This window comes from Duganella sp. P38 (assembly GCF_050859475.1).
In the GTDB taxonomy this organism is placed as follows: Bacteria; Pseudomonadota; Gammaproteobacteria; order Burkholderiales; family Burkholderiaceae_D; genus Rugamonas.
The window spans coordinates 3,144,479-3,158,748 of sequence record NZ_CP193936.1; the positions used below are offsets into that span (position 1 = coordinate 3,144,479).

The 14,270-nt window shown below is 65.9% G+C and carries 8 protein-coding genes and 2 pseudogenes; 7 read left to right on the top strand and 3 right to left on the bottom strand.

All coding sequences use genetic code 11. The annotated features are described in order from the left end of the window. Positions 1–27 precede the first annotated feature (27 nt). A complete protein-coding gene (locus ACRQ5J_RS14610) occupies positions 28–2,202 on the bottom strand; it encodes a 3'-5' exonuclease (RefSeq protein WP_432377629.1) in 2,175 nt (724 codons plus the stop codon). Between the two features lie 8 nt (positions 2,203–2,210). Continuing rightward, complete coding sequence (locus tag ACRQ5J_RS14615) at positions 2,211–3,332, bottom strand: LacI family DNA-binding transcriptional regulator (protein ID WP_432377630.1); 1,122 nt, start codon at positions 3,330–3,332, stop codon at positions 2,211–2,213. Between the two features lie 175 nt (positions 3,333–3,507). On the opposite strand from ACRQ5J_RS14615, the pseudogene ACRQ5J_RS14620 reads away from it, so the two are divergent. The 4 genes and pseudogenes from ACRQ5J_RS14620 to ACRQ5J_RS14635 all read left to right on the top strand — a co-directional run bounded on the left by ACRQ5J_RS14620 (position 3,508) and on the right by ACRQ5J_RS14635 (position 6,858). Then, positions 3,508–4,757: pseudogene (locus tag ACRQ5J_RS14620) on the top strand (Hsp70 family protein). A 17-nt stretch (positions 4,758–4,774) separates the two neighbouring features. Next, positions 4,775–5,398 (top strand): 3'-5' exonuclease, encoded by a 624-nt coding sequence (locus ACRQ5J_RS14625; protein WP_432377631.1) that lies wholly within the window; start codon positions 4,775–4,777, stop codon positions 5,396–5,398. Between the two features lie 177 nt (positions 5,399–5,575). Continuing rightward, positions 5,576–5,713 (top strand): annotated as a pseudogene (locus ACRQ5J_RS14630) (sel1 repeat family protein); the annotation flags it as partial. Between the two features lie 224 nt (positions 5,714–5,937). Continuing rightward, the gene (locus ACRQ5J_RS14635; RefSeq protein WP_432377632.1) at positions 5,938–6,858 is read left to right on the top strand and encodes a tetratricopeptide repeat protein; all 921 of its coding nucleotides are present in this window, start codon (positions 5,938–5,940) and stop codon (positions 6,856–6,858) included. Here ACRQ5J_RS14635 and ACRQ5J_RS14640 read toward each other — a convergent pair. Further along, positions 6,855–8,639, bottom strand: coding sequence for a GGDEF domain-containing protein (locus tag ACRQ5J_RS14640; protein ID WP_432383655.1), 1,785 nt, complete (start codon positions 8,637–8,639; stop codon positions 6,855–6,857). The two genes, ACRQ5J_RS14635 and ACRQ5J_RS14640, sit on opposite strands and share 4 nt — an antisense overlap. Before the next feature lie 180 nt (positions 8,640–8,819). Between ACRQ5J_RS14640 and ACRQ5J_RS14645 the strand changes: the two genes are divergently transcribed. From ACRQ5J_RS14645 to ACRQ5J_RS14655, 3 genes are all read left to right on the top strand, one after another. Next, positions 8,820–9,431, top strand: coding sequence for a methylamine utilization protein (locus ACRQ5J_RS14645; RefSeq protein WP_432377633.1), 612 nt, complete (start codon positions 8,820–8,822; stop codon positions 9,429–9,431). After that, entirely contained in the window at positions 9,428–11,866 is a 2,439-nt protein-coding gene (locus ACRQ5J_RS14650) for a putative bifunctional diguanylate cyclase/phosphodiesterase (protein WP_432377634.1), read from the top strand. Before ACRQ5J_RS14645 ends, ACRQ5J_RS14650 begins: the two co-directional genes overlap by 4 nt. A gap of 79 nt (positions 11,867–11,945) precedes the next feature. Next, positions 11,946–14,120 (top strand): prolyl oligopeptidase family serine peptidase, encoded by a 2,175-nt coding sequence (locus ACRQ5J_RS14655; protein WP_432377635.1) that lies wholly within the window; start codon positions 11,946–11,948, stop codon positions 14,118–14,120. Positions 14,121–14,270 lie beyond the last annotated feature (150 nt).

The window sequence follows — 14,270 nt, forward strand, 5'->3', positions numbered from 1 at the left end:
TTCCCGTTGAAATATTGGTGTCCTGCATTATTTTTTCAACCAAGATAAAAAGGGCGTCAAATCCATCTCGCTTTCGACATACCAGGCGCGCCTGGCGATGTCGAACTTGGCGCCCAGCGCCTTGACCTGGTCCTTCTCGTGGAAGCCGGCGTCCAAGTAGTGGCGCGTTGCCGGAGCGGCGCGCGGGGCGCGCTGGTTGCGCTCCAGGGCGGCCTCCGCTGCTGCTGAAGATTTAGGCAGGCGCATCTGCGCAATGAAGCTGCTGCGGCGCGCCGCGGCGGTCGGCGAAAGCAGCGTCAAGCGTGATCTGGCGCGGGTTGCCGCCACATAGAACAAGTTTTCTTCCTCGCGCCGCGGCTGCGCCGGATGGGGGAATTCGCCTTCCTCCAGGAACGGCAGGATCACGTGCTCGAACTCCTTGCCCTTGGCGTTGGCGGCGCATTCGATCAGCACCGACTTGCGGTCGCGCTTGCGGCGGATGAAGGCTTCGCGGGCGTTGACCGCCTGCCAGAACTCGCGCAGGCTGTGGCCGGAGGCGGCGGCCGCCTGCAACAGGCCGGCGATCGATTTATTGATGACGCCGGCGTCGTAAGCGCGCACAAAGATGCGGCGCGCGGTGGCGGCCAGCTGCACCCGCTCGCACAATTCGGTCAGCACGGCGGCGGCCGGAGCGTCGGCGTCGACCGTCGCCAGCCAGGCCAGCGCGGCGATCACCGCACGCCTGGTGCCCTCGCTGGCGACGTCGCGGTAGCCGGCTGCGACGCCGTCGCGGCGCTCGTCCTCGATCAGGAACAGCTCGCCTAGCAGTTCCGGGCTCTTCAGGATCTGTTGCTTGAAGTTGTCCATGCTGCGCGCCGCGAACTTCATTTCGCTGAAGGCGACCAGCGCATCGACGATGGCCAGGCGCACCGGTTCCGACTTCACCGCCGCGAAATCGCGCAGGGCGATGGCCAGCAGGCCGCGCAGGAACAGGATTTCGTCGCGCTGCAGATAGCCGGCCATCGGCGGCGTGCGGTAGTCGATATCGGCCTCGATCAGCGCGTTTTCGATCGCCATCGACTGGTGGCGGTCGCGGATCAGGATGGCGCAGCCGTCGAGGGCGTGGCCGTCGGCCCGCCACTGGCGCACGGCCGCCACGGCGCGCTGGGCGCAGCCGGCGGCGTCGTCATAGTGGGCCTGGACGATCTCGGTGCGCAGCGGCAGGCCAGACTCCACCGGCTTTTGCTTGAACTCGGCCATGGCGCAGGCCAGGTGCGGGCCGTGGCGGTAGGTGCGCGTCAGCGGGTAGCGCACCAGCCTGGGAAAACGCTCGCCGAAGCGGCGGCCGAGGAACTGGTCGCTGGCGCCCAGCCCGGCGTGGATCACCTGATCCTTGTCGCCGGCGCCGACGAAAAAGCATGGCGGCCGCTCGATCAGCGCTTCGAGGATGCGGAAGGCCGCCTCGTTGAGGTCGTGCAACTCGTCGCACAGCACCAGCCGGTAGTCGGGTAACTGCGCGGCCAGGCGCGCGCCGCCGTGCAGATTGCAGGCCAGGTCGTAGGTGGCGTCGAACGGGCCGCGAAACAGCGCGCCGGCGCCGCCGTCGAGCCGCAGCGTTTCGTACTCGATGGTGGTCAGGTAGTCGCTCAGCGGGATGCCCAGCAATTCGGCGGCCTCCTCGTGGCCCATGAATTCGACGTCGGTTTGCAGCGCCATCGTGGCTTTCAGGTGCTGCTGGGTTTCGAGGAATTGCGCCAGCGCCAGGCTGTGGGTATGCAGTTCCAGGCCGTCGACGCTGCCGGCGTAGCGCTCGCCGGCGCGGTCGATCGCCCGCAGCGCGGCATCCTTGAGCGCGCGCAGGTCGCGGCACTGGCGCACGTCGTCGCCGTCGGCCAGGTCCATCATCCAGGCGGAAAAATCGTCGAAACTGATCACGGCGACGCGCGCGGCCAGCGGCGCCGGCACGCCCACTTCCAGCAGGCGGCGGCGCAGCACTTCGCGCGCCTCCGGCGTGAAGGTCAGCGCCAGGATCTGTTCCGGCGCCAGCTTGCGCGCCAGCGCCTCGCCGATGCGCAGCGCCAGCGTGGTGGTCTTGGCGGCGCCGGCGTTGGCGTCGACCAGCACCACCTTGTGCTGCGCCAGCTGAATGGCGGTCTGTTCGGCGGTAGGTAGCAGGCCTTGCGGGGTGAAGCGCGGAGAATTGGGGGCGGTCGGCTGGTTCATCCGCTACATTATAGCGACCGCCGGCGGCAAGCCGGTAGCGCCCGATGCCCCGGCGGCGCGGCCGGCGGGCGCCGGCGCGCGGTCGCGCCTTCGATGAACTGCGGGCTGAACATGCGTCTTTCGGTATCGGTGTCGTGGCGGTCGATGCGCGCGCACAGCAGTTCGGCGGCCGCGGCCGCCATTTTCTGCATCGGCTGGCGCAACGTGGTCAGCTTGTAGCTGATCCAGGCGGACGGCTCGACCGCGTCGAAGCCGGCCACCGACAGCTGGCCCGGCACGTCCAGTCCCAGCTCGTGGCGGGCGCAGTCGAGGCAGCCGATGGCCATGACGTCGCTGCCGCAGATGACCGCGTCGGGCACGCCGCCGAGCTGCGCAATGACGGCCTTCAGGCCCAGCGCGCCGCTGCGGTAGTCGTAGTCGCCCGCCACCACCACCGGCGCCGGCAGGCCCAGTTCGGCCAGGCGCTCGACCGCGCCGCGGCGCCGCTCGCTGGCCACGCTGGAGTCCATGCCGCCGCCGATGATGGCGAACTGGCGGTGGCCGGCCGCGGCCGGGCGCGTGGCCAGCAGGCGGCCAGCCTCGGCGTGGTCGCAACTGACGGTGTTGACCGCGTGGTCGCGCATGGCGCGGTTGAACAGCACCAGCGGCATGCGCCGGCGCGCGAATTCGGCCACGTGCTGGCCGGACAGGCGGGCGGCGGCGATCACGCCATCGACCTGGTATTGCCAGACATCGGCCAGCGCGCGGTCGACCTCGGCCTCGCGTTGCAAGGTGAACAGCAGCACGCGCTTGCCGCGCGCGCTGAACTGCTGGCTGACTTCGGCCAGCAGCTCGGGATAATACAGGTTGGCCTGGTTGGTGATGATCAGCGCCACCATGTTGGAGCGGCGCGTGATCAGGCTGCGGGCGGCGGCGTTCGGGATGTAGTCGAGCAGGGCGGCCGCCTTCATCACCAGCGCATAAGTGGCCTTGGATACGCTGGCGCCCGGCTTGAAGCAGCGCGACACGGCCGACTGCGACACGCCGGCCACCTGCGCCACGTCGTACGATGTGACGCGGCGGTTCTCGCTGGCGATCACCGCTTTCAGCGCGCTGGCGCCATGTTCTACTGTCAGCTTGGATTTGCTCATCGTCTGGCTGCTCTCTTACTAGTTGAACAAGGATAAATAACAAATTACCACATGGCAACAAATATCGCATTTCTGGTGGGAAATATCTGCCCGCCTGTGGTTATGGCGCAATGGCTGGCGGGGCCGGCCTTTATCTGCTAGAATCCCGCCCCTTTACCTGAACGGAAGGGGCAAGATGAGCATCGCTTGCGGCGTCGATTTCGGCACGTCCAATTCCACCGTCGGCTGGGTGCGTCCCGGCCAGCCGGTGATGCTGGGACTGGAGGATGGCAAGACGACCTTGCCGTCGGTGGTCTTCTTTAATGCGGATGACGACGACGTCACCTATGGCCGCGCTGCGCTGGCCGAATACCTGGCCGGCTACGAGGGGCGCTTGATGCGCTCGATGAAAAGCCTGCTCGGCACCAGCCTGATCGACGGCCAGACCGAGGTCGGCGGCCGCGCGCTGCCGTTCCGCATGCTGCTGTCCCAGTTCATTGGCGAACTGAAGCGCCGCGCCGAACGTTCGGCCGGCCGCGAGTTCACCTCGGCCGTGTTCGGCCGCCCGGTCCATTTCATCGACGACAGCAAGGAAAACGACCAGCTGGCCGAGGACACGCTGGCCGAAGTGGCCCGCGCGGTCGGCTTCAAGGACATTTCCTTCCAGTTCGAGCCGATCGCGGCGGCGTTCGATTACGAATCGCAGATCGAGCGCGAGGAACTGGTGCTGATCGCCGACATCGGCGGCGGCACCTCGGACTTCTCGCTGGTGCGCCTGTCGCCGGAACGGGTAAAGCAGGCCGAGCGGCGCGACGACATCCTGGCCAACGGCGGCGTCCACATCGGCGGCACCGACTTCGATAAATACCTCAGCCTGTCGTCGATCATGCCGCTGCTGGGCTACGGCAGCCGCCTGCGCAACAATAGCGAAGTGCCGTCCAGCTATTTCTTCAACCTGGCCACCTGGCACACCATCAACCAGGTGATACCAAGAAGATGTGGACCCAGCTGTCGGACCTGCTGCGCGATTCGGCCGAGCAGGAAAAACTGGGCCGTTTACAGCGCCTGATCGACGAGCGCGCCGGCCACTGGCTGGCGATGAAGGCCGAAGAGGGCAAGATCGCGCTGTCCGGCGCCGCTCAAGTGCAGCTGGCGCTGGACCGGCTGGCGCCGCCGGTGCTGCTGGACCTGCACCGCGCCCAGTTCGACGACGCCATCGACCACCTGGTCGGCTCGGTTGAGCGCACGGTGCTGGACCTGCTGCGCGACGCCGGCGTCAGGCCGGAGGATGTGGACACGGTGTTCTTCACCGGCGGTTCCAGCGGCGTGCGCAAGCTGCGCGAGCGCATCGGCGCGCTGGTGCCGTCCGCGCGCAAGGTCGAGGGCGACCTGTTCGGCAGCATCGGCGCCGGTCTGGCGCTGGACGCGGTACGCAAATTCGGATAAACCATTCATATATATATATGTTCGATCAACCGATAGTCATGCTGGACTTTGAAACCACCGGCCTCACGCCGGTGCAGGGCGACCGCATCACGGAGGTGGCGGCGCTGCGCATCGTTGGCGGCCAGGTGGTCGAGCGCTACGTGTCGCTGGTGAATTGCGGCGTGCGCATTCCCGCCTTCATCACCGGCCTGACCGGCATCACGCAGGCGATGGTGGACAGCGCGCCGCCGGCCTCGGAGGTGGTGCCGGAGCTGCTCGACTTCATCGGCGGCGACGCGCTGTCGGCCCACAACGCCAGCTTCGACGAGAAGTTCCTGCGCGCCGAGGCGCAGCGGCTGAATCTGGCGCCGCGCCATGCCGCGCTGGTGTGTTCGCTGAAACTGTCGCGCCGCGTGTTCCCGCAGCTCGGCAGCTACAAGCTGGGCCATCTGTCGGGCTCGCTGGGCATCCGCTTCGCCAGCGCCGCCCACCGGGCCGAGGCCGACGCCGAGGTCGCCGCGCAGGTGCTGATCCACATCGGCCAGCACTTGCGTTCCAGCTATGGCATCGGCCAGATCGACACCGATCTGCTGGTGGCGGTCAACCAGCTGGCGGCCGCCAAGGTGCCGCAATTCCTGCAAAAGCGCGGCCAGCCCGTTTGAGCGTCGTCAAATCCCCGGCGGGACCGCGTTTTACACTTCCATCAACAATGTTGTCATGTTGGTCAGAGGTGTATCGTGAAAAAACAGTGCTCGGCCAAAGAAGCTCATGACGTCTACCGCTGGTTCCTGGAGGCTGCGGAGCGCGGCAATGCCTACGCGCAGTTCAACCTCGGCCGCATGTTCAAGACCGGCGACGGCGTCGCGCGCGACGAGGCGCAAGCGTTCCACTGGATGAGCAAGGCGGCCTGCCAGGGCTTGGCCTATGCGCAGAACCAGCTGGGCGCGATGTACTACTACGGCCGCGGGGTGGATAACAACGACCACCACGCGCTGCACTGGTTCCGCTGCGCCGCCCATCAGGGCGATGCCTCGGCCCAGCAAAACCTCGGCCTGATGTTCAAAAAGGGCGCGGCGTCGCGCAAAGCGACGACATCGCGCTGTGCTGGTTCTGCCGCTCCGCCGAGCTGGGGCTGGCCAGCGCGCAAACCCTGCTCGGTGAAGCCTACGCCAACGGCCGTGGCGCGCCGCGCAACTATCCGATGGCGCTGGCGTGGTTCCGCAAGGCCGCGCTGCAAAACGACGCCAACGCGCAACTGCATCTCGGCCTGATGTACAAGCACGGGCGCGGCGTCGCGCGCAACGAGGCGCAGGCGGTGGCCTGGTTCAGGCAGGCGGCGGCGCAGGACGATGCGGTGGCGCAGCGGCTGGTCGGCGTCGCCTATGCCGAAGGGCTGGGCGTGGCGGCCGATCCGCAGCGCGCGTTTGCCTGGCTGTTGCGGGCGGCCGAGCAGGAGGACGCCGACGCCCAGTTCAACCTTGGCGTCATGCTGGCCAACGGCAAGGGCGTGGAGCAGGACGACGAGCTGGCGTTCACCTGGTATCACCGCGCCGCCGAGGCCGGCCACGCGCTGGCGCAGTACAACCTGGGCGGCATGTACGCGCGCGGCCGCGGCGTCGAGCGCGACGAGCGGCAGGCGCTGGCGTGGTACCGGCTGGCGGCCGAGCAGGGGACGCCGCATGCGCAATTCAACGTCGCCGTCATGTACGCCAACGGCCATGGCGTGAACAAGGACGATACGCTGGCGGCCGCCTGGTATCGCAGCGCCGCCGAGCAGGGCGACGCCAGCGCGCAGAACAACCTTGGCGTGATGTACGCCAACGGCCTCGGCGTCGAGCGCGACGATGCGCAGGCGGTGGACTGGTATGGCAAGGCGGCCGAGCAGGATCACGCGCTGGCCCAGTTCAATCTGGGCGGCATGTACGGCAGCGGCCGCGGCGTGGCGCGCGATCCGGCGCTGTCGTTCATGTGGCTGACGCTGGCCGCGCAGGGCGGCGACGTGGCGGCGGTCAGCAACCGCCGCAAGATGTCGCTGGCGATGACGCCGCAAGCCATCGCCAGCGCCCATGAGCTGGCCCGCCGCTGGCGCGACGCCCATCCGTTGCGCGGGTGTCTGCGCTAGCTATCGTTGTCGTTTGCGCGCGCGTGACGGGCGGGGGCGCGGCGGTCGAGGAACAGGCTGTTGCCGTGGATCTTCTTGGCCTGTTTCTTGGACTCCGCCGCCGCGGTGGCGATCTGGTGATGGGTGTAGTACTGGCGCGGCTCGACGCGGATCGCCCCGATCGACAGGCTCATCAATGAGTAAAACACCTTCTTGCCCTGGCGGTCCTCGCTCAGGTAGCCGCCGCGCTCGCGGTCCTCGATGCTGTAGAAATCCGGCACATTGCGGCCGAACTCGTCCAGCACCGACTGGCAGCGCCGCTCCCAGTCCTCGCTCTGGAACAGCACCATGAAATCGTCGCCGCCGATGTGGCCGACAAAATCGCGGTCGGGATCGATGTGGCCGCTGAGGATGTTGCCGGTCAGCTGGATCACGTCGTCGCCGCGGCGATAGCCGTAGACGTCGTTGAACGGCTTGAAATGGTCGAGGTCAAAATAGCAGACCCAGAAGCGGGTGCCGCTTTCCAGCAGCCGGTCGATATGCTCGTTGATCGGCACATTGCCCGGCAGTTGCGTCAGCGGATTGGCATAGCGCGCCGCATGGATCTGCAGTTGCGTCAGCTCGCGCATCAGGTCGTGGCCGGTGCCCATGCCGAGGTAGCGGCCGTGTTCGGTGATCATGAAGCCGTTGAACAGGTGGTGGGCGTCGGCCGCCGCCATGCGGTAGCTGAGCTCCTGCAGGGTGGTGCTGCGGTCGGCGATCAGCGGCGTGCGGTCCATGAACTGCGTGCACGGCTTTTTGCCATACAGCTCGCGTTCGTAGGGCCGGGCGAAATGCTCGATCATGTCGAAGCGGTTGATCAGGCCCAGCGGCTGGCCGTCGTCCACCACCGGAATGATTTGCAGCTTGGGCGCCTGCTGGAAAATCTGGTACACCTCGTTGTTGCTGGTGCCGGCCGACACCGCCTGCACCGGGTGCAGCAGCTTGTGGATGGTGGCGCCATGCTTGTCGTGGCCGCGCTGCGGGTAGACCGCCACGCCGTTGCGCGCCAGCGCCTTGACCACCTCGGCCGGCGCCGCCCGTGCCGGCAGCGGATGCGGCCGGCCCAGGTGGTAGCCCTGGCCGAGCGCCACACCGACGTCGCGCAGCACCAGCAGCTCGGCCTGCGTTTCGATGCCTTCGGCGATCACCCGCGTGTTGGATTTCTCGGCGATTTCCTGGATCGAGCGCACAAACTGCAGCTTCACCGGATCGTGATTGATGCCCTGGATGAAGTGCATATCGATCTTGACGTATTCCGGCCGCAATTCCGACCACAGCCGCAGGCTGGAAAACCCTTCGCCGAGGTCGTCGATAGCGATCTGAAAGCCCATTTTGCGGTAATGCAGCACCGCTTCGCGCATCAGCTCGTAATCGTAGGTCGGCTGGTTTTCGGTCAGCTCGATGATCACGCGGTCCGGGTTGATGCCGATCTGGTGGATCACTTCCAGCGTTTCGCCGTGGCGGGCGTCGCGCTGCAGCAGCGACTCCGGGCTGACGTTGAGGAACAGCTTGCCCGGCAGTTGCAGCTCGGCGAAGCGCTCCAGCACCACCTTGCGGCACAGGTGCTCGACCTGCACCGTCAGGCCGTTGGCGCGCGCCGCCTTGAACAGATTCATCGGAGAATGCAAGGGCGTGTCGGACGGGCCGCGGATTAAACCTTCATAGGCGATGATTTCGCCGGTCTGCATGTGTACAATCGGTTGAAACAGCGCACTAAGCTGCTTGCGCGCCAGGATCTCGTATAAGTGCGCGCGCAACATGGCGTCCTCATCGTTGTCGCGAGGTTTCAGGTAGGTGACGGTGGCGCCAAAAGCTGGCTGCAGGGCGGAGTTCACAATGAATCGTTTGCCAAATGTCGGTTTAACTGTACGATCATACTGTCCGTCTGTTACCGCATGATGACTTAAGGAAAATGCAATATGCGTGGAAGCCTGCGTGGTATGGTGTTCTTGAGTTTGCTTTTGGCGGCAGCGGCAGCGGCCGGCGCCAGCGGCGTGGCGGTGCAGGTGCAGGATGCGGCTGGCAAGGCGCTACCCGATACCGTGATCTATATCGAGCCGGAAGGCGCGGCCCCGGCGGGCGGCAAGCCGGCCGCCGCGCTGATCGAGCAGAAGGGCCTGAAGTTCCTGCCCCTGGTGACGGTGGTGCAGACCGGCGCCACCATCAACTTCCCCAATAACGACAAGGTGCGCCACCACATCTATTCGTTCTCGCCGGCGCACAAGTTCGACCAGAAGCTGTATTCGGGCCAGGCGGCCTCGCCGCAGGTGTTCGACCGGGCCGGCACCGTGGTCCTCGGCTGCAACATCCACGACAAGATGATCGCCTACATCAAGGTGGTCGACACGCCGTACTTCGCCAGAACCGACGGCGCCGGCGCCGCGCGCATCGAGCTGCCGGCCGCCGGCAAGTACGTGGTCAAGGCCTGGCACTACAACACGGCCGGCGGCGCGACGCCCGAGCAGACGCTGACGGTCAAGGCCGGCGAGCTGGCAACCGCCTTGTTCAAGCTGCCGATGAAGCCGCCCGTGACGGGAGACGCCGGCACATGAAACTGGACTTGCGTTTTCACAGCATCGAAAGCCGCATCGTCACGCTGTTCCTGGTGCTGATCGTCGCGGTACAACTGATCGGGCTGCTGGTGATCCAGCACGGCATCGACAACAACGCGCGCGTCGCCATCAGCAATGAACTGAACAACGGCACCAAGGTCTTCGCCCGGCTGCTGGAGCAGAACGCGCAAAGCCTGCGCTTCGGCGCGCGCTTGCTGGCGCGCGACACCGCCTTTGTCGCGGCCATCGGCAACAACGATGAAAGCGACCGCGCCACCATCGAATCGGCGCTGGAGAACAGCGGCCGCCGCATCAAGGCCTCGCTGTCGATGCTGATCAGCGACGAACGCAAGATCAGCGCCACCACCAACCCGGCGCAATCGGCGGCGCTGGAGACCATCGCGCTGTCGATGCTGGACGCGGCCGAGGCCGCCGACGGCGCCAACGGCATCGCCATCGTCGACCACCGGCCGTTCCAGATCGTCGCCATGCCGGTCAAGGCGCCGATCACCATTGGCTGGATTGTCATGACCTTCCCGATCGACCGCCAGCTGGCCAACGACATGCGCGAAGTCAGCTCGCTGCACACCACAGTGCTGACGCGCAGCCCGCAGGGCAAGTGGCTGCAAGCCGGCTCCACCTTCGTCGGGCCGTCGGCGCAGTCGGTGGTCGAGCAATTGCAGGCCTATGGCGACAAGGTGCCGGCCAAGCCGTTCGACATCAGCGTCGAAACCGTGCAATTCAGCGCGCGGCTGCTGTCGATCGGCGAGGACAACGGCCAGACCGCCAGCGTGCTGCTGGCGCGCTCGATCGACGAGGCCACCGCCGAATACCGCCGGCTGGAACGCTGGCTGCTGCTGCTGACGCTGGTGGGCATCATCATTTCGGTGGTGATCATCGTGCTGACGGCCAAGCGCATCGCCCAGCCCATCGGCGAACTGGTGGTCACCGCCAGGCGCCTCGAAGGCGGCGACTACAAGACGCCGATCGACAGCCGCCGCGAGGACGAAATCGGCCAGCTGGCGCACGCCTTCGACGCCATGCGCGAGGGCATCTCCAAGCGCGAGCAGGAAATCCGCCGGCTGGCATACTGGGACACGCTGACCAACCTGCCGAACCGCGCGCAATTCGTGCTGCTGCTGAACGATGCGCTGATCGACGCCCAGCGGCGCGGCGAGGCGCTGTTCGTGCTGATGATGGACCTGGACCGCTTCAAGCACGTCAACGACGTCATGGGCCACAGCTTCGGCGACGCGCTGCTGCGCCAGGTGGCGGGGCGGCTGCAACTGCTGCTGGCCAACCGCCGCCAGCTGTCGGCGCAAGTGGCGCGGCTGGGCGGCGACGAGTTCGCCGTGCTGCTGCCGGCCGCCAATGTCGACGCCGCGCAGATGATGGCGGCGGAAATCCTGCAGGCGCTGGAAACGCCGCTGTCGCTGGAAGACCAGATGGTCGACATCGGCGCCGGCGTCGGCATCGCCGGCTATCCCGACAACGCCGACGACGGCGAAACGCTGCTCAGCATGGCCGAGGTGGCGATGTACACCGCCAAGCAGCGCAACGACGGCGCCGTGCTGTACGACGCCGCGATGGACAAGGGCAGCGCCAAGAGCCTGTCGCTGCTGACCGAACTGCGCAACGCGGTCGAGCGCAACGAGTTCCGCCTGCACGTGCAGCCGAAAATCGCGCTGGCCAGCGGCAAGGTGGTCGGCATGGAGGCGCTGGTGCGCTGGGTGCATCCCGAGCGCGGCAATGTGTTCCCCGACGAATTCATCCCGTTTGCCGAGCAGACCGGCTTTATCCGCCAGCTGACGCGCTGGGTGATGGAGCGCTCGGCCGAGCTGTGCCGCGAGCTGGCCAGCCAGGGCCATCATCTGAAAGTCTCGGTCAACCTGTCGACCCGCGACCTGCTGGACCAGGACCTGCCGGCCAAGTTTGCCGACCTGCTGACCCGGCACAAGCTGACGCCCGGTTCGTTCTGCCTGGAGATCACCGAGAGCGCCATCATGGACGACCCGGTGCGCGCGCAGCACACGCTGGAGCGCCTGAGCGCCATGGGGCTGGACCTGTCGATCGACGATTTCGGCACCGGCTACTCGTCGCTGGCCTACCTGAAGCGTTTGCCGGTCAACGAGCTGAAGATCGACAAGTCCTTCGTGCTGAACATGGAAAAGGACGAGGGCGACACCAAGATCGTCCGTTCTACCATCGACCTCGGCCACAACATGGGCTTGCGCGTGGTGGCGGAGGGCATCGAGAGCGAGGCCGTGTGGCGCTTGCTGGCAGCGCTGGGCTGCGACCAGGGCCAGGGCTACTTCATGAGCCGCCCGATCCCGGCCGACCAGCTGACCGGCTGGCTGGAGAAGTGGCGCGCGCCGGTGTCGGTGGCCGAGCAGGCGCTGCAAACGGACGAGGCGGAAGCGGGCTACGCCAGGTAAATGCTTTGGTTTTTTGCTAAGCCGGCGGCTACGCGTTATGATCTGTGTTCCTGATGAACCTTACCTGGATACGGATCACATGCAACGTAAAGCACTACTGGCTTCACTGATTATTTCCCAAGCCGCCATGGCGCAGACCTGCCCGGCGCCGGGCGCCGCCGTCAACTACCCGGTCACGCGCACCGTGGACCAGCAGGACAATTATCACGGCACCGTCATCGCCGACCCGTATCGCTGGCTGGAAGACGCCAACAGCGCAGAAACCAAGGACTGGGTCGAGGCGCAGAACAAGCTGACGCAAGGCTACCTGTCGCAGATTCCGAGCCGCGAGGCGATCAAGGAGCGCCTGACCAAGCTGTGGAACTACGAGCGCTTCAGCGTGCCGTTCAAGGAAGGCGGCCGCTACTTCTACAGCCGCAACGACGGCCTGCAAAACCAGTCGGTGCTGTACACGATGAAAACGCTGGCCGACGTGCCGCGCCTGCTGCTGGACCCGAACACGCTGGCCGCCGACGGCACCGTGGCGCTGGCCGGCCTGGCCGTCAGCCCGGACGGCAAGTACCTGGCCTACAGCACCGCCGCCTCCGGCTCGGACTGGAACGAGATCAAGGTGCGCGACATCGACACCGGCAACGATGTCGAGGACCACATCAAGTGGGTCAAGTTCTCGCGCACCGCGTGGCTGCACGACGGCTCCGGCTTCTTCTACAGCCGCTACGACGAGCCGAAGGAGGCCACCAAGCTGGCCGATGTCAACTACTTCCAGAAGCTGTATTTCCACAAGCTCGGCACGCCGCAAAGCGCCGATGAGCTGGTGTATGAGCGCCCGGACCACAAGGACTGGGGCTTCAGCGCCGACGTCACCGAGGACGGCCGCTTCCTGATCATCAACGCCTCGCAGGGCACGGAAAACAAGAACCGCATCTTCTACAAGGAGCTGGGCAAGAAGGACGCCAGGGTCGTCGGCCTGCTGGAGGACTTCGACGCCGCCTATGACTTCATCGGCAACGATGGCCCGGTGTTCCTGTTCCGCACCGAGCGCAACGCGCCGCGTGGCCGCATCGTCAGCATCGACACGCGCAAGCCGGGCGTGCTGAACTGGAAGCAGCTGGTGCCGGAAAGCAGCAATACCATGGTGTCGGCGTCGCTGGTCAACAACCAGCTGATCGTCGACTACCTGAGCGATGCGCACAGCCTGGTCAAAGTGTACGACCTGAAGGGCAAGGCGCTGCACGACATCGAACTGCCGGGCCTGGGCACCGCCGGCGGCTTCAGCGGCAAGCGCGCGGATACCGAAACCTTCTACTCGTATACCAGCTTCAACACGCCGTCGACCATTTATCGCTACGACCTGAAAACCAATAAGAGCAGCGTCTACCGCCAGCCCAAGGTGGACTTCGATCCGGGCGCGTTTGAAACCCGCCAGGAATTCTTCACCTCGCGCGACGGCACCAAGGTGCCGATGTTCATCGTCTCGAAAAAAGGTCTCAAGCTCGACGGCAACAACCCGACCTACCTGTACGGCTACGGCGGCTTCAATATTTCGCTGACGCCGGCCTTCTCGGTGGCCAACCTGGCGTGGCTGGAAATGGGCGGCGTCTACGTCATGGCCAACCTGCGCGGCGGCGGCGAGTACGGCGAATCGTGGCACGCGGCCGGCACCAAGCTGCACAAGCAAAACGTGTTCGACGACTTCATCGGCGCGGCCGAATGGCTGATCTCGCACAAGGTCACCTCGCCGGCCAAGCTGTCGATCGGCGGCGGCAGCAACGGCGGCCTGCTGGTGGGCGCGGCCATGACCCAGCGCCCGGACCTGTTCGCGGCGGCGATTCCGCAGGTGGGCGTGCTGGACATGCTGCGCTTCCACAAGTTCACCATCGGCTGGGCGTGGACCTCGGACTATGGCTCGTCCGACAATCCGGAAGAGTTCAAGGCGCTGGTGAAGTACTCGCCGCTGCACAACCTGAAGAAGGGTACTTGCTATCCGGCCACCATGATCACCACCGCCGACCATGACGACCGCGTGGTGCCGGCCCACAGCTTCAAGTTTGCCGCCGCCGCGCAGGCCGACCAGGCGCCGGGCGGCGCGCCGATCCTGATCCGCATCGACAGCAAGGCGGGCCACGGCGCCGGCAAGCCGACCAGCAAGCAGATCGAGGAAGTGGCCGACCGCTGGGGCTTCCTGACGCGCGCGCTGCACATGCCGGGCGGCGCACCAGCGGCGGAACCAGCCAGGCTGTCCGCACCAAAATAAGGCCTTGTTTTAGTGCGCACCGGCTCGGTGCGCATTTTGCACCAATGTGAAAATCCATTGAAATCAACCACTTAAACTTTTGCACCAAATTGGAACGATTATTGCTTCTTGCATGAAACGTTCTTAATAGTTGCATTGTTTTGGGGAGTG